The following is a 16,260-nucleotide window of genomic DNA, read 5'->3' as shown; positions in this document are numbered from 1 at the left end:
GGGTCGGACCGCTCTCCGGCCATGACGCAGGCCAACAGAAGTACCTGTACACACGCAACGAGAGGACGCAATCATGACGTTCGAACTGATGGATACCTATAGCCAGAACGCGACGATCAAGGTCGTCGGCGTCGGGGGCGGCGGCGGCAACGCCGTGCAGCACATGGTCAACTCGCAACTTGAGGGCGTGGACTTCATCTGCGCCAATACCGATGCCCAGGCCCTGAAGAGCCTGGATTCCAAGACGCTGCTGCAACTGGGTGGCGACATCACCAAGGGCCTGGGGGCCGGGGCGGATCCCTCCGTGGGCCGCGAGGCCGCGCTGGAGGATCGCGAGCGCATCCAGGACCTGCTGCAGGGCGCGGACATGGTCTTCATTACCGCCGGCATGGGCGGTGGTACGGGTACCGGGGCCGCGCCGGTGGTGGCGCAGATCGCCAAGGAGATGAACATCCTGACCGTGGCGGTGGTCACCAAGCCGTTCCCGTTCGAGGGCAAGCGCCGCATGCAGGTGGCCATGTCCGGGATCAAGGCCCTGACCGAGCAGGTCGACTCGCTGATCACCATCCCCAACGAGAAGCTGCTGACGGTGCTGGGCAAGAACACCACGCTGCTGGACGCCTTCAAGGCCGCCAATGACGTGCTGTTCGGCGCGGTGCAGGGCATTGCCGAGCTGATCACCCGCCCGGGCCTGATCAACGTCGACTTCGCCGACGTGCGCAACGTGATGCGCGAGATGGGCATGGCGATGATGGGGACCGGCTCCGGTTCCGGCGAGGACCGTGCCCGCGAGGCGGCCGAAGCCGCGATCGCCAGCCCGTTGCTGGAGGACATCGATATCTCCGGCGCGCGCGGCATCCTGGTGAACGTGACCGGCGGCATGGATGTCGGTATCGGCGAGTTCGAGGAAGTCGGGGAGGCGGTGAAGGCCCTGGCCTCGGAAGACGCCAACGTCGTCGTCGGGACGGTGATCGACCCCGAGATGACCGACGAGCTGCGGGTCACCCTGGTGGCGACCGGCCTGGGGGCCCCGGCTTCGCAGTCCGAACGTCCGCAGGTGCGGGTGGTTGATGCCCAGCCGAAGAAGGCGGTCGGTTCCGACGTCGAAGTCGACCTCGACCAGCCGACCGTCAAGCGCCGCGGTGGCGACAATCTGGCGGTGGACTACAACCAGCAGCAAGGCATTGATGTGCTGGATATTCCGGCCTTTCTGCGCAAACAGGCGGACTGAGAGCGCCGGCACATGCAGGACGAGCGGAATCCTGCAATAATGCGGCAATCGTTGTGTGCATGAGGAGCCCGGGAGGGCCCGGGCTCCCCTTATGCGCTCTCCTGAAAGAGAGAGGCTCAATTCGTTGATCAGGCAAAGAACGCTCAAGAACAGCATTCGGGCGACCGGGGTAGGACTGCATACCGGAGAAAAGGTGGTGCTGACCCTGCGGCCGGCCCCGGTGAACACCGGGATTGTGTTCCATCGCTGCGATCTTGATCCCTTCGTGGAGATTCGCGCCTGCGCCGACAATGTCGGCGACACACGGCTTTCGACCACGCTGGTCAATGGTGATGTCCGGATCTCGACCGTAGAGCATCTGCTCTCGGCCATAGCCGGACTGGGCATCGACAACCTGCACGTCGACGTGAGCGCCGCCGAGGTGCCGATCATGGACGGCAGTGCCGGTCCCTTCGTGTTTCTGCTGCAGTCCGCCGGGCTGAAAGAGCAGGACGCACCCAAGGAATTCATTCGGGTCAAGCGCAGCGTGGAAGTCCGCGAGGGCGACAAATGGGTGCGCTTCGATCCCTACGAGGGGTTCAAGGTCGGTTTCTGCATCGACTTCGAACACCCGATGTTCACCGACGGGAGCCAGCGCGCCGAGCTGGATTTCTCGTCCACCTCCTTCGTGAAGGAGGTCTCGCGTGCCCGAACCTTCGGGTTTATGCGCGACATCGAGGCCCTGCGGGCCAACCAGCTGGCGCTGGGCGGCAGCCTGGACAATGCCGTGGTGCTCGATGACTACAAGATCCTGAACGAGAACGGTCTGCGCTACGACAACGAGCTGGTCAAGCACAAGATCCTCGACGTGGTCGGGGACCTGTACCTGCTCGGCCACAGCCTGATCGGCGCCTTCACCGGGCACAAGTCCGGGCATGCACTGAATAATCAGCTGATCCGCCAACTCGCGGCCGACGAGACGGCCTGGGAAAAGGTCACCTTCGAGGACCCGAGCGAGCGCTTGCCGATCTCCTTCGGCCAGCTGGCACCGACGCCGGCAGGCTGAATACCGCGGCGCCGGTTCAGTCCGGCTTCGGCGGGGACGGGCGCGCCGCGCGGGCGAGCCGATCCAGCGCACCGGCCAGTTCGGGATCCTCAATGCGAGAGGCGGTGTCGGCGAGGATCTGCCGGGCGGCTTCCGGGATCTCGCGCCGTTGCAGCCGCGCGGCCGGTTCGGCAGGGCGGGGCACCCGGGACAGCCGGATGCGCATCTGCTCGATGCCCTCGAAGCCCGCGGCACGCAGGGTCTTGAGCAGTTCGCGTTGCTGGAAGCGCAGCTCGGTCGCCAGGCCGCGGTCCGCGCAGATCGCGACCAGGGTGTCCTCGCGCAGGGTGAACGCCAGTCGCCGCGCCTTCAGCGCATTGCCGGCGAGGCCCTCGAGGGCGCGCTCCACGCCGCGGTCGCGGCCGGAGTGCGCGGACCAGTCGCGGGCGATGAAACGGGTGATCCGCTGCGGTGTCATCCCGGTAACCCGGTGGCGCAAGGCGGAGAGAACAAGAGGATTCGCATGCAGTTGATCGTACTACGTCCGGACGGCCTTTGTGCACGCCTGCCCCTGTGGGCGATGGCCGTGTCGGGGGGCGTGCTGGTGCTGCTGATGGCGGCCGCGGTGGTGGCGGCCTACCTGGTCGGCCAGAGCCAGCGCGAGGTGGTCCGGATTCCGGTGACCAATACCCTGGATCCTGTGGCCGTCGAGACGGTGGAGCGCGAAGCCGCCCGCGAGGGCCTGAATCATCTGGTCGAACGGGTCGTGGCGCTGGAACGCCAGTTGTCGCGTGTGGATCTGCGCATCCGCTCGGTGGGCGACTCCCTCGGGCTCGACGTGGCCGATCTGGCGCCGGAGACCGGGGGGCAGGGCGGGCCCCTGCTGGAAGGACCGGATTCGCCGCTGGAGGTGCACGACCGCCTGCAGGCGCTGGAGCACCTGCTGGGCCGGCACAGCGCCGCGGTGGACCTCGTGGGCTCCGAGCTGCGCCTGGATGCCTCGCGCGAGGCCCTGTCGCCGCGGCTTCGTCCGGTCGAGGATGATGCCTGGATCAGCTCGGCGTTTGGCTACCGCGAGGATCCGTTCACCGGCAATCGGCGGTTCCACTCAGGGATGGACTTTGCCGGTCGGCCCGGCTCCGAGATCCGCGCGGCGGGTGGCGGTCTGGTGGTGTTCGCGGGGCGGCGCAGCAGCTTCGGCAACCTGGTCGAGATCGCCCACGGCGGCGGCCTGAACACGCGCTACGCCCACAATGCGGAGATCCTGGTCGAGGCTGGCGAGCGCGTGGAGGCCGGCCAGGTGATCGCGACCATGGGCCGCACCGGCCGCGCGACCGACACCCACCTGCACTACGAGGTGGTGGATGCCGGCAAGGCCCTCAACCCCTACAACTTCCTTCCCGATCGGGACTGACACCTAGGGGGACGCTGATTGAATCGCACGTCCGCGCTCGAGTCGCTTTTGCGTGCGAACAAGGCGCGGTGACTGCCGTGCAGTCACTCTGCACAAGGGAACAACCGCAACGCCGTGCGCGCGCCCGTTTTTGATCAGCAACGGGCGCCCGAGCCCCTGCATTCAATCGCTTGCGGGGTTGGTGCCCCCTATTCCCCGACCCTGCGTTGCGCCCCTTGCGGGTAGAACCACTACCCGCTGCACGACGCGCCTTGTCTCGGAAAACAGGGGGCACCAATGCGGACGTGCGATTCAATCAGCGTCTCCCTAGTGGCTGCGCGGCGCGGGATTCGGCGTCGGTGGCCTCCCGGAAAGCCGTTTTCCCGGCACAGCGTTTCCCCGGCGGATCGTTTATCCTAGGCGGGTTTCAGCCAACCCTTACGGATCCCCATGGTCAAGCAGCTCGTTCAGAAGATCTTCGGTAGTCGCAACGATCGCATCCTCAAGCGCTATACCCGCGCGGTGGAACGCATCAATGCCCTGGCCGACTCCACCGAGGCGCTGTCGCGGGACGAGCTGCGCCACAAGACCCGGGAATTCCAGCGCCGCCTGGGCGAGGGCGAGGACCTGGAGAAGCTCCTGCCGGAAGCCTTTGCCGTGTGCCGCGCGATGAGCGCGCAGGTGATGGGCCTGCGCCATTTCGACGTGCAGTTGATCGGCGGCATGGTCCTGAACGACGGCCGCATTGCCGAGATGCGTACCGGCGAGGGTAAGACTCTGGTCGCGACCCTGCCGGCCTATCTCAACGCACTGACCGGCGACGGGGTGCACGTGGTCACGGTGAACGACTACCTGGCCCGGCGCGATGCCGCCTGGATGGGGCGTCTCTATCACGCGCTGGGGCTCTCGGTGGGCGTGGTCAACAGCTCCGGCGGCCTGGGCGTGGACTCCGCCTCCTATCTCTTCGATCCGGATTATCACGCCGAGGAGGGCGGGTTCGAGCACCTGCGCCCGGTCACCCGTCGGGAGGCCTACGCGGCGGACATCACCTACGGGACCAACAACGAGTTCGGCTTCGATTACCTGCGCGACAACATGGCCTTCTCGGCCGACCAGCGGGTGCAGCGGGCGCTCAACTTCGCGGTGGTGGACGAGGTCGACTCGATCCTGATCGACGAGGCGCGTACCCCGCTGATCATCTCCGGCCCCAGCGGCGACAGCTCGGAACTCTACGAGCGGCTGAACACCATCCCGCCGCAGCTCACTCGTCAGGAAGACGAGGAGAGCGAGGGCGACTACTTTGTCGACGAGAAGGCCAAACAGGTCTTCCTCAGCGAAGAGGGTCACGAGAAGGCCGAGGAACTGCTGCGCCAGGCGGGTCTGCTGGAAGAACACCAGACCCTGTACGACTCCGCGAGCATCGCGGTCCTGCATCACCTGAACGCGGCCCTGCGCGCGCACGCCCTGTTCCATCGCGACGTCGACTATCTGGTGCGCGACGACAAGGTCCAGATCATCGACGAGTTCACCGGACGCATCATGGCCGGGCGGCGCTGGTCCGAGGGGCTGCACCAGGCCATCGAGGCGAAGGAAGGCGTGCCGATCCAGCGCGAGAATCAGACGCTCGCCTCGATCACCTTCCAGAACTACTTCCGGCTGTACGACAAACTCGCCGGCATGACTGGTACCGCGGACACCGAGGCATACGAGTTCAAGACCATCTATGACCTGGAAGTGGTCGTGATCCCCGGCAACAAACCGCTGGTGCGCGAAGACATGCAGGACCTGGTGTTCCTGACCCAGGAAGAGAAATACACCGCCATCATCAAGGAGATCCAGTGGTGCGTGGATCGCGGCCAGCCGGTGCTGGTCGGCACTGCATCCGTCGAGGCCTCCGAACGCCTGGCCCAGGCCCTCAAAAAGACCGGCATCGCCTTCGAGGTCCTGAACGCCAAGCAGCACGAGCGCGAGGCCTCGATCATTGCCCAGGCCGGCCGTCCCAAAGCCGTGACCCTGGCGACCAACATGGCCGGGCGCGGCACCGACATCGTCCTGGGCGGCTCGCTGGATGCCGAACTGGCCGAGGTGGATCCGGAGGACACGGCCCGGCAGGAGGCCATCCGGGCCGACTGGCAGCAGCGCCATGATGCCGTGCTCGAGTCCGGCGGTCTGCACATCATCGGCTCCGAGCGCCACGAGTCGCGGCGCATCGACAACCAGCTGCGCGGGCGCTCCGGGCGTCAGGGTGACCCGGGCTCCAGCCGTTTCTTCCTGTCGCTGGAAGACAACCTGATGCGGGTGTTCGCCTCCGAGCGCGTGCGCGGGCTGATGCAGCGCCTGGGCATGAAGGAGGGCGAGGCGATCGAGAACGCCTGGGTCTCCCGCGCCATCGAGAACGCCCAGCGCAAGGTCGAGGCCCACAACTTCGATATCCGCAAGCAGCTGCTGGAATACGACGACGTGGCCAACGACCAGCGCCGGGTGATCTATGACCAGCGCGCCGAACTACTGACCACCGAAGACATCAGCGACACCATCGACACCCTGGTCGAGGACGTCGTCAACGCCCAGATCAGCCAGTACATCCCGCCGGGCTCGATCGAGGACGAGTGGGACGTTGAGGGCCTGCAGCAGGCCCTCAACGGCGAGTTCGGGCTGGACCTGCCGGTGCAGCAGTGGCTGGACGACGAGGACGACCTCCACGAAGAGCCGCTGCGCGAACGCATCGTGGGGCATGCCCGCGAGATGCTGGCCGGCAAGCGCGAGCAGCTGGGCGACGAGACCATGAACCGGCTGCAGCGTGACGTGATGCTGCAGGTCCTGGACAGCCAGTGGAAGGAACACCTGGCCGCGATGGACTACCTGCGCCAGGGCATCGGGCTGCGCGGCTACGCTCAGCGCAACCCGAAGCAGGAGTACAAGAAGGAAGCCTTCGCCATGTTCCAGTCCCTGCTGGAACGCATCAAGCACGATGTCGTGAAGTTCCTGCTGCGCATGCAGCTGCGGTCGCCGGAGGAGGTCGAGGCGCTACAGCCGAAGAAGGCCGCGCCGGCCGAGGACGACCTGCAGTTCCAGCACCAGAACCCCGACAGCGCCCTGAAGCCCGATGCCGAAGGCGAGGCGGAGGGCCGCGAGCCGGTCGCCAGTGGCGAGGCCCCCTATCGTCGCGAGGAGCCCAAGCTGGGACGCAACGAGCCTTGCTGGTGCGGTTCGGGCAAGAAGTTCAAGCACTGCCACGGCAAGCTGTAGGGGACGCCCACAATGGCCGTTGGATTGATCGCCCCGGAGGTCCTTCATCCCGTGCCGGGCATCCGCCTGGCCGCGACCGCAGCCGGCATCCGTTACGCCGGCCGTGACGATCTGGTCCTGATCGACGCCGGCCCGGAAGCGACCATCGCCGCGCTCTACACCACCAATGCCTTCCGCGCGGCGCCCGTGGTGGTGGCCGCCGAGCACCAGGCGCGGGGGCACGCTCGCTGGCTGCTGATCAATGCCGGCAACGCCAATGCCGGTACGGGCGAGCCCGGGCTGGCCGCCGCGCGCGCCTCCTGCGAGGCGGTGGCCGGCCTTACCGGGACCGTCGCGGATGCGGTCCTGCCGTTTTCCACCGGCGTGATCGGGGAGCCGCTGCCGGTCGAGCGGATCGTCGCGGCCCTGCCGGTCCTGTACGCCGGGTTGGCGCCCAATACCTGGATGCAGGCCGGGCGTGCGATCATGACCACCGATACCGTGCTCAAGGGCTGCAGCCGCCGCGTCTCCCTGTCGCAGGGCGAAGTGACCCTGACGGGCATCGCCAAGGGTTCCGGCATGATCCACCCGGACATGGCGACCATGCTGGCCTTCATCGGGACCGATCTCGCCATCGACGCCGCCGAACTCGAGGGCCTGCTGCGCGTGGCCAACCGCGACAGCTTCAATGCGATCACGGTGGACGGCGATACCTCGACCAACGATGCGGTCGTGGTGATGGCCAGTGGCGCCAGCGGCGCTGGGCTCGCCACGCCGGCGGATCGGGAGGCGTTTCTCGCCGCGCTGGCGGCGGTGTGTCTGGAGCTGGCCCAGGCGATCGTGCGCGATGGCGAGGGCGCGACCAAGTTCGTCACCGTGGAGGTGACCGGGGCGCGGGAGCGCGAAGAAGCGGCGCAGGTGGCCGAGACGGTCGCGCTGTCCCCGCTGGTGAAGACCGCGTTGTTCGCCTCGGACCCCAACTGGGGCCGGATCCTGGCGGCGGTGGGGCGCGCCGGTGTGCCGGACCTGGCGATCGAGCGGGTCGCGATCCACGTGAATGATGTGGAGATCGTTCGCGACGGTGGCCGGGCCCCGGCCTATGCAGAGGCCGATGGCCAGCGGGCCTTCGGCGCGGACGAGATTCATGTGCGCATCGACCTCGGCCGGGGCCCCGCGGGCGCGCGCAAGTACACCTGCGACTTCTCCCACGAGTACGTGCGCATCAATGCCGAATACCGGTCCTGAACCGGTTGTCTCCCGGCCGGTCGAGGTCGCGATCGGGCTGATCCTGGATGCCCGGGGCCGCGTGCTCGTCACGCGCCGTGCGCGCGGGCAGCACCTGGCCGGGTTTCGGGAATTCCCCGGGGGCAAGGTGGCCGCGGGGGAATCGCCGGCCACGGCCCTGGCCCGCGAGCTGGATGAGGAACTGGGCGTCCGGGTCGGCGCTGCGGTTCAGTGCCTGACCATTGATCACCGCTATTCGGAGCGCGCCGTGCGCCTGCACGTGTTTCGCGTGAGCACGTGGTCCGGCGAACCCGCGCCGCGCGAGGGCCAGACCATGGCGTGGCTGCGCCCGGACACCCTCGACCCGGCGGATTTCCCGGCGGCCAACCGCGCGATGCTCAACGCGCTGCGGCTCCCCGAGCGCTATCTGATCACCCCGTCCCCGGACGATGCGGGCCAGGCCGACGCGATCGCGGAGCGCGTGGTCCGGGCCCTGCGCGCGGGCCGGGCCGGCATGGTCCAGGTTCGGGCGCCGGCGCTGGACGCGTCGGCCTATCGCGACTTCCTCGCGGCCATCGCCGGGCCCGCCGGCGCGCTGGGTATCCCGGTGCTGGCCAACGCCCCGGCGGACTGGCTGACCGGGTTCCCGGAGGTGGGGCTGCATCTGCCGGAGCGGCGCTGGCGCGAACTGGAGACGCGTCCGGACCGGGGTGGCTGGATCGGCGCGTCGGTGCATGACCGGGCCGGGCTCGCGCGGGTCGCCGCGCTGGGGCTGGATTTCGTGGTCCTCGGGCCGGTGGAGGTGACCGCCACCCACCCCGGGGCCGAGGTGCTGGGCTGGGAGCGCTTCACTGCCTGGACGGCCGGTGCGGGCGTACCGGTTTATGCGCTGGGAGGCATGACCCCGGGGCACCTGGCCCAGGCGCGCCGGGCGGGAGCGCAGGGGATTGCCGGCATTCGCGGGCTGCTGGACGGTTGATCCCGTCGCCGGGCAACGAGCCCGGTCACGGTGTCAGATCGCGCAGCAGCAGAGCTGGAAGGGGACGTCGCGACTGGCCGGAACCGGGCGCTCGCGGAAGTCGCCCGGGGCGAAGAAGCGCACGGTAAAGCGCTGGCGTCCGCCGCTGATCTCCGGATAGACCCCGAGGGTGGGGTCGACGGTCACCCGGATCAGCTGCCAGGCATGGCTGGTGTCCAGGCTGCGCTCGAAGTAGCCCTCCTCCGCTGTGACCGGCTCCGCGTGGCCCGAGCGGCGCATGTAGCGCAGCACCTGGGCGGTCGCCTCGGCGACGGTATTGAGCGGCTCGAACCACTCCAGCAGGAGTTCGCTGCGCGCCTGGCTTGGCTGTGCGAGCCAGTAGTGGTAGATCGGCAGGTCGAAGTCGAAGGCGCCGCCCGGCAGGGCCATGCGCTGGCGTACGCTGGAGAAGAACTCGCTGCCGCGCACGCGGTGATCGAGGGCGCCGGCCTGTTCCTCCAGCGCATCATGGAGCCGCTTCTGCGTGTCCATGGTTTCGCGGAAGCGCTCGGCATCCACGCCCGGCTGGTTGGCCAGGCGGTTCAGGTTGACCGTCTGGCGTTCGATCTCGCCCATCAGCTCGCGTTTGATGTCGACGCGGGTCACCAGCGCGTAGATATCGACCAGGGAGACCAGGGCCTCGTGGTGGTCGAACGGCCGCCCCGACTCCAGTGCGTCGGCGAAGCGCGCGTTCAGGGCCTCCAGTCGCAGCAGGAGGCGCACGCGTTCATGCAGCGGTTGTTCGAAGGTCAGGGTCTGGCTCACGGCGTGCCCGTTCGGCAGGAGGGCTGAAGGTGCATGGCCCGGGAATCCCGGCAGTATCAGGTATTCGGGGGGCGGATTTCCACCCGGGAGGCGGTCGTGGCGGACAGCTCGCGCAGGGCGGCGTCGCGTTCTGCTACCTGGTTCGCCAAGTCGGCCTCCGTTGTGGCTTCGCGATTGCGGATTTCGCTGTCCCCGCGCAGGCGGCGCTCCTCGGGATTCATCTGGGCCGCCAGGATGGCCTCCACCTCGGCGCTGCTGCGGCCGTCACGCTGGGTGACGCGGGCGATCTGCTCGTGGGGCTCGCAGTGGACCACGATCACATGGTCGAAGCGGTTCTCCCAGCCGGCCTCGAACAGCAGTGGAACCACGATCAGGGCGTAGGGCGTGTCGGATGGCAGCGCGGCGAGGTCTTCCTCGATGCGGGCCTCCACCGCGGGGTGGACCAGGGCCTCCAGCGCCTGGCGCTCCCCCGGGTCGGCAAAGATCCGGCTGCGCAGGGCGCCGCGGTCCAGGTGCCCGCGGGCATCCAGGACGCCGGGCCCGAAGCGGTTCACGATGGCAGCGTAGAGGTCGTGTCCCGGTGTCTGCAGCTCGCGGTTGATGGCGTCGGCATCCAGCACCGGCACGCCGAGGCTGGCGAACAACCCCGCGACCCGGCTCTTGCCGCAGCCGATCCCCCCGGTGAGTCCGACCCGCAGCATGCCCGTCGCCTAGAATCCCTGGGGGAAGTAGAGGGCCAGCAGCTCGTCTCCCCAGATCAGCGCGAGCCAGCCGGCGGCGGCGAGATAGGGGCCGAACGGGATCGGGATATTGCGATCACGGCCGCGCAGCAGGATCAACGCAATCCCGACTACGGCGCCGACCAGCGAGGCCAGCAGCAGGATGACCGGCAGGGCCTGCCAGCCCAGCCAGGCGCCCAGCGCGGCCAGCAGCTTGAAGTCCCCGAAGCCCATGCCCTCCTTGCCGGTCAGCAGGCGGAAGCCATGGAAGATCAGCCACAGCACCAGGTAGCCGGCGACGGCGCCAATGACCGCCGACTGCAGGTCGGTGAAGGTCCCCGGGATATTGACCAGCAGGCCCAGCCAGAGCAGGGGCAGGGTCAGCTGGTCCGGGAGCAGGGTGGTGCGGGCGTCGATGCCGGCCGCCGCAATCAGCACGCCGGTGAACACCAGGGCCATGAGGCCTGTGGCGGTCGGCCCCAGGTGCCAGATCGTCACGATGAACAGCAGCGCGGTGAGCGCCTCGACCGAGGGATACTGCCAGCTGATGCGGGTGCCGCAGCCAGGGCAGCGCCCGCGCAAAAGCAGATAGCTGAGGAGGGGCACGTTCTCCAGCACCCGGATCGGGCGCTGGCATTGCGGGCAGCGCGAGCGCGGGCGCACCAGGTCGAAACGCTCCTCTGCGCCCGGCGGTTCGTGCTCGAGGATGGCGCGGGCCTCGCGTTCCCAGTCGCGTTCCAGCATCACCGGCAGGCGCGCGATGACCACGTTCAGGAAACTGCCGATCAGCAGCCCGAAGACCCCGGCGATCGGCAGGGCCCACGCGCCCAGTTGCGCGCCGGTCTCGGCCAGCATCCCCTAGATCACCTGACCCATCTGGAAGATGGGCAGGTACATGGCGATGACCAGGCCGCCGACCAGCACGCCCAGAACCACCATGATCAGCGGTTCCAGCAGGCTGGACAGGCTGTCGACGGCGTTGTCGACCTCGTCCTCGTAGAAGTCCGCGACCTTGGCCAGCATGGAGTCCAGTGAGCCGGATTCCTCGCCGATCGCGACCATCTGCACCACCATGTTGGGGAACACGCCGGTGTTGCGCATCGACCATTGCAACTGCCCACCCGCCTCGGTCTCGTCGCGCATGCGCAGGGTCGCCTCGCGGTAGACCGCGTTGCCGGTGGCGCCGGAGACCGAGGTCAGGGCATCCACCAGCGGGACCCCAGCGGAGAACATGGTCGACAGCGTGCGGGCGAAGCGCGCGATCGCGGCCTTGCGCAGGATCGGCCCGAAGGCCGGGGCCTTGAGGATGATGATGTCGAGGAAGCGGGCGAAACGTGGCGAGCGCCGCTTGGCCTGCACGAAGACGAAGCCGATCGCCACCATGACCCCGAGGATCGCCCACCACCAGCTCTGGGTGAACTCCGAGAGGTCCACCACCATCCGTGTGAACACCGGCAGGTCGGCACCGAAGCCCTGGAACAGGGCCTCGAACTGCGGGACCACGTAGATCAGCAGGATCGCGGTGACCACGATGGCCACCACGACGACCGCGGCGGGGTAGAACAGGGCCTTCTTGATCTTGGCCTTCAGGGCCTCGGTCTTTTCCTTGTAGGTGGCGATCTTGTCCAGCAGGGTCTCGAGCGTCCCCGCCTGTTCGCCCGCCTCGACCAGGTTGGTGACCAGGTCGTCGAAGTGACGCGGGTGCTTGGACAGGGCCTTGGCAAAGGTCTCGCCGCCTTCCACGTCCGCCTTCAGTTTCAGAACGAGGTCGCGCATCGCGGGTTTCTCGTTCCCGCGGCCGACGATCTCGAACGCCTGCACCAGAGGTACACCGGACTGCAGCATCGTGGTCATCTGCCGCAGGAAGTAGGCGATGTCGGCCGGCACGATCTTCTTGTTGCCGCCGGAGAACAGCGACTTCGGCTTCTTGCGGATCTTGACGACGTTAATGCCGTTCTTGCGCAGTTCGGCGCGCGCGGTGGCCTCGTTGTCGGCCGGGGTCTCGCCCTTGACCCGGTCGCCGTTCTTGTTCAGTCCTTCCCAGGTGTAGATCGTCCCGGAATCGGCCATCCCCCTGTCCCCCTGTAGCTGGTGACCCGTGCCCCTTGCGGCACTAGTCCTTGGTCACGCGATTGACTTCCTCGAGGCTGGTCAGCCCCGCCATTACCTTCATCAGACCGGCGCGGCGCAGGTCCTCGATGCCTTCCTTTTCTGCCTGTTCCGCCAGCTGCATGGAGTTGTAGCCCTCCAGGATGCCGCGCTGCATCTCCTCGCTGATGGGCATGACCTGGTAGATCCCGAGGCGGCCCTTGTAGCCGTTGGTGCACTGGTCACATCCCACCGCGCGATAGGCAGTCACCCCGGCCTGGATATCGGCGTCGGTGAAGCCCTCCTTGCGCAGGACCTCTTCCGGCAGCTGTTCCGGTTCCTTGCAGTTCGGACACAGGCGCCGCGCCAGGCGCTGGGCGATGATCAGCAGGATCGACGACGCGATGTTGTACGGTGGCACGCCCATGTTGGCGAGGCGGGTCAGCGTCTGCGGCGCGTCGTTGGTATGCAGGGTAGAGAGCACCAGGTGGCCGGTCTGCGCGGCCTTGATCGCGATCTCGGCGGTCTCGAGGTCACGGATCTCCCCGACCATGATCACGTCCGGATCCTGGCGCAGGAAGGCGCGCAGGGCGCTGGCGAAGGTCAGGCCGACCTTCGGGTTCACGTTGACCTGGTTGACCCCGGGCATGTTGATTTCCGACGGGTCTTCGGCGGTGGAGATGTTGCGGTCCGCGGTGTTCAGGATGCCGAGGCCGGTATAGAGGGATACGGTCTTGCCCGACCCGGTGGGGCCGGTCACCAGGATCATCCCGTAGGGCCGGCTGAGCGCCTGCAGATAGGCTTCCTTCTGATGTTCCTCGTAGCCCAGCTGGTCGATACCCATCGACGCGCTGCTGGGGTCGAGGATACGCATCACGATCTTCTCGCCGTACAGCGTCGGCAGGGTGCTGACACGAAAGTCGATCGCCCGGGTCCGCGACAGCTTCAGCTTGATCCGTCCATCCTGCGGCACGCGGCGTTCGGCGATGTCCATGCGCGACATCACCTTGACCCGCGCGGTGATCCGCGGTGCCAGGGAGTTCGGCGGGTGGGCCACTTCGTGCAGCACGCCGTCGATGCGAAAGCGCACGCGGAAGTCCTTCTCGAAGGGCTCGAGATGGATGTCGGAGGCCTTGCGGTTGATGGCGTCCATCAACAGCTTGTTGACGAAGCGCACTACCGGGGCATCGTCCGCCCCCTCGGCGGTGTCCGAGCTGTCCTTGTCGTCGTCGCCCGATTCGATTGCCAGGCTGTCGAGGCCGTCGTCCCCCAGGTCGTCCATCAGCGACGAGGCGGCGCTCAGGGCGCTGTCGATCAAGCGGTCGAGCTTGTGCGACTCGACCAGCACGGCCTCCACCGGCATGCCGGTGGCGAACTTGAACTCGTCGGTGGCTCCGAGATTGGTCGGGTCGGAGACGGCGATGTAGAGCCGGTTGCCGCGCACCATCAGCGGGAGGGCGTGATGCTTCTGGATCAGCTTCTCGTTCAGATGATCCTTGGGCAGCAGTTCCGGCTCGAAGGTCGCGAGGTCGAATACCGGCAGCCCGAATTCCTCGGCGGCGGCCTCCGCGAGCCGGGCCTCCGCCACCTGGCCCTTGCTGGCCAGCAGGGTCATCAGGGGGGTCTGCTGGGACTGGGCCTCCTCGACCAGCTGGGAGGCGATGTCCTCCGCGATCAGGCCGGCCTCGACCAGGCGTTTGGCCAGCCCGGGGAGCCGCGGTGCCGTAGTGGTGTTCGCCATGGGCCTCTGCGTATACAAACCAGTGATGGGCCACACAATACGTGCGTCCGCGGCGGAAGGGAAACGCCCTGGCGGACCACTGGCGCCCCCCGCTGTGCCCCCGATCATAGGAATCAACCCCGCAGAAGACAAGGCTGTTGCGCCGCGGCCGGAAGCGAATGCTCGAGGCGCTTGACGCTGCGCTTCGCGCTGGTTCAGAATACGCGGCTTGATCGAGGAGGGATACCCAAGCGGTCAACGGGGGCAGACTGTAAATCTGCTGGCTCAGCCTTCGGAGGTTCGAATCCTCCTCCCTCCACCATCGAGTTTTTGAAGCCAGCGGCCATAGTGGGCGGTGGTCAGGCAAGCCAGGGTTCTGCGGGTGTAGTTCAATGGTAGAACCTCAGCCTTCCAAGCTGATGATGTGGGTTCGATTCCCATCACCCGCTCCACGTTTGGCCTGTTGTGGTGCGTCCTTGCGGGCGGCCCGGCCGAGGCCCTGGCAGCCATAGCAATAGAGTTATCCGGCTCATGTAGCTCAGTCGGTAGAGCACTTCCTTGGTAAGGAAGAGGTCACCGGTTCGAATCCGGTCATGAGCTCCATATTAATGTCAGCGTACAACCTGCGTCGCTGTTGAGTTTTAGCGTCACGATCCGGGGAAGCGAGAAATGTCCAAGGAAAAGTTCGAGCGTAAGAAGCCGCATGTGAATGTGGGGACGATTGGTCATGTGGACCATGGGAAAACGACGCTGACGGCGGCGATGACGGCGGTGCTGGGCAAGAAGTACGGGAGCGAAGCCCGTGCGTTTGACCAGATCGACAATGCGCCGGAAGAGAAGGCGCGCGGGATCACGATTGCGACCGCGCACGTCGAATACGAAAGCGACATTCGCCACTATGCGCACGTCGACTGCCCCGGGCACGCGGACTATGTGAAGAACATGATCACGGGTGCGGCGCAGATGGACGGCGCGATCCTGGTGGTGTCGGCGGCCGATGGCCCGATGCCGCAGACCCGCGAGCACATCCTGCTGGCGCGTCAGGTCGGTGTGCCGTACATCGTGGTGTTCCTGAACAAGGCCGACATGGTCGACGATCCGGAGCTGCTGGAGCTGGTCGAGATGGAAGTTCGCGACCTGCTGTCCTCCTACGACTTCCCGGGTGACGACACCCCGGTGATCACCGGTTCCGCGCTGAAGGCGCTGGAAGGTGACGAGAGCGAAGTGGGCGCCCCGGCGATCTACAAGCTGGTGGAGGCGATGGACAGCTGGATTCCGGAGCCCGAGCGTGCCGTGGACGGCGCGTTCCTGATGCCGGTGGAAGATGTCTTCTCGATCTCCGGTCGTGGCACCGTGGTGACCGGTCGCGTCGAGCGCGGCGTGGTGAAGGTCGGCGAAGAAATCGAGATCGTCGGTATTCGCGACACCCAGAAGACCACCGTCACCGGTGTCGAGATGTTCCGCAAGCTGCTGGACCAGGGCGAGGCGGGCGACAACGTCGGTATCCTGCTGCGTGGCACCAAGCGTGACGACGTGCAGCGTGGTCAGGTGCTGTGCAAGCCGGGTTCGATCACCCCGCACACGCATTTCGAGGCCGAGGTGTACATCCTGGGCAAGGACGAGGGCGGTCGTCATACGCCGTTCTTCAACGGGTATCGTCCGCAGTTCTACTTCCGCACGACCGACGTGACGGGTTCGGTGGAGCTGCCGGAAGGCACCGAGATGGTGATGCCGGGCGACAACGTCAAGATGACGGTGTCCCTGATCAACCCGATCGCGATGGAAGACGGGCTGCGCTTTGCGATCCGCGAAGGTGGCCGCACCGTCGGCGCCGGCGTCGTCTCCAAGAT

General features: G+C 67.1%; 13 protein-coding genes and 3 tRNA genes. 10 read left to right on the top strand and 6 right to left on the bottom strand.

Features of this window, described 5'->3' with window-relative positions:
* The first annotated feature begins 73 nt into the window (after nt 1-73).
* Together ftsZ and lpxC are read left to right on the top strand one after the other, a co-directional pair.
* Nucleotides 74-1,231, top strand: coding sequence for a cell division protein FtsZ (gene ftsZ, locus D106_RS0110360; protein ID WP_017942791.1), 1,158 nt, complete (start codon nt 74-76; stop codon nt 1,229-1,231).
* Nucleotides 1,232-1,355: 124 nt separating this feature from the next.
* On the top strand, nt 1,356-2,276 hold the full coding sequence (gene lpxC / locus D106_RS0110355; protein WP_231372871.1) for a UDP-3-O-acyl-N-acetylglucosamine deacetylase: 921 nt from the start codon (nt 1,356-1,358) through the stop codon (nt 2,274-2,276).
* Between the two features lie 16 nt (nt 2,277-2,292).
* Here the strand turns inward: lpxC and D106_RS0110350 are convergent, their stop codons facing one another.
* Nucleotides 2,293-2,733 carry a DciA family protein gene (locus D106_RS0110350; RefSeq protein ID WP_018879979.1) on the bottom strand — a complete coding sequence of 147 codons (441 nt, stop codon included), beginning with the start codon at nt 2,731-2,733 and terminating at the stop codon, nt 2,293-2,295.
* A gap of 45 nt (nt 2,734-2,778) precedes the next feature.
* Between D106_RS0110350 and D106_RS0110345 the strand changes: the two genes are divergently transcribed.
* The 4 genes from D106_RS0110345 (at nt 2,779) to D106_RS0110330 (ending at nt 9,079) form a co-directional block, all read left to right on the top strand.
* Complete coding sequence (locus D106_RS0110345) at nt 2,779-3,669, top strand: M23 family metallopeptidase (protein ID WP_026280645.1); 891 nt, start codon at nt 2,779-2,781, stop codon at nt 3,667-3,669.
* Between the two features lie 429 nt (nt 3,670-4,098).
* Complete coding sequence (gene secA, locus D106_RS0110340; protein ID WP_018865661.1) at nt 4,099-6,897, top strand: preprotein translocase subunit SecA; 2,799 nt, start codon at nt 4,099-4,101, stop codon at nt 6,895-6,897.
* Between the two features lie 12 nt (nt 6,898-6,909).
* A complete protein-coding gene (gene argJ / locus D106_RS0110335) occupies nt 6,910-8,121 on the top strand; it encodes a bifunctional glutamate N-acetyltransferase/amino-acid acetyltransferase ArgJ (RefSeq protein WP_018879977.1) in 1,212 nt (403 codons plus the stop codon).
* Complete coding sequence (locus tag D106_RS0110330; protein ID WP_018865663.1) at nt 8,102-9,079, top strand: Nudix family hydrolase; 978 nt, start codon at nt 8,102-8,104, stop codon at nt 9,077-9,079. The genes argJ and D106_RS0110330 overlap by 20 nt, the downstream gene beginning before the upstream one ends.
* A gap of 33 nt (nt 9,080-9,112) precedes the next feature.
* Here D106_RS0110330 and zapD read toward each other — a convergent pair whose 3' ends face one another.
* From zapD to pilB, 5 genes are read right to left on the bottom strand one after another with little or no spacing between them, the layout of a single operon-like run.
* On the bottom strand, nt 9,113-9,883 hold the full coding sequence (gene zapD / locus D106_RS0110325; protein WP_018865664.1) for a cell division protein ZapD: 771 nt from the start codon (nt 9,881-9,883) through the stop codon (nt 9,113-9,115).
* A gap of 56 nt (nt 9,884-9,939) precedes the next feature.
* Nucleotides 9,940-10,584 (bottom strand): dephospho-CoA kinase, encoded by a 645-nt coding sequence (gene coaE, locus D106_RS0110320; protein ID WP_018865665.1) that lies wholly within the window; start codon nt 10,582-10,584, stop codon nt 9,940-9,942.
* A gap of 9 nt (nt 10,585-10,593) precedes the next feature.
* On the bottom strand, nt 10,594-11,457 hold the full coding sequence (locus D106_RS0110315; RefSeq protein WP_018879976.1) for an A24 family peptidase: 864 nt from the start codon (nt 11,455-11,457) through the stop codon (nt 10,594-10,596).
* A gap of 3 nt (nt 11,458-11,460) precedes the next feature.
* Nucleotides 11,461-12,672, bottom strand: a complete 1,212-nt coding sequence (locus tag D106_RS0110310; RefSeq protein ID WP_018865667.1) for a type II secretion system F family protein — start codon at nt 12,670-12,672, stop codon at nt 11,461-11,463.
* Nucleotides 12,673-12,715: 43 nt separating this feature from the next.
* On the bottom strand, nt 12,716-14,431 hold the full coding sequence (gene pilB, locus D106_RS0110305; RefSeq protein WP_018865668.1) for a type IV-A pilus assembly ATPase PilB: 1,716 nt from the start codon (nt 14,429-14,431) through the stop codon (nt 12,716-12,718).
* Between the two features lie 216 nt (nt 14,432-14,647).
* Here pilB and D106_RS0110300 point away from each other — a divergent pair.
* The 4 genes from D106_RS0110300 to tuf form a co-directional block, all read left to right on the top strand.
* Nucleotides 14,648-14,732, top strand: a tRNA-Tyr gene (locus D106_RS0110300).
* Between the two features lie 56 nt (nt 14,733-14,788).
* A tRNA-Gly gene (locus tag D106_RS0110295) sits at nt 14,789-14,862 on the top strand.
* Between the two features lie 75 nt (nt 14,863-14,937).
* Nucleotides 14,938-15,013, top strand: a tRNA-Thr gene (locus D106_RS0110290).
* 66 nt (nt 15,014-15,079) lie between these two features.
* The coding region (gene tuf, locus D106_RS0110285; RefSeq protein WP_018879975.1) for an elongation factor Tu at nt 15,080-16,260 on the top strand (1,181 nt) is incomplete at its 3' end.

This window comes from Thioalkalivibrio sp. ALE9 (genome assembly GCF_000377445.1).
Taxonomy (GTDB): Bacteria; Pseudomonadota; Gammaproteobacteria; order Ectothiorhodospirales; family Ectothiorhodospiraceae; genus Thioalkalivibrio.
This window is presented reverse-complemented; position numbering and strand designations above follow the sequence as displayed.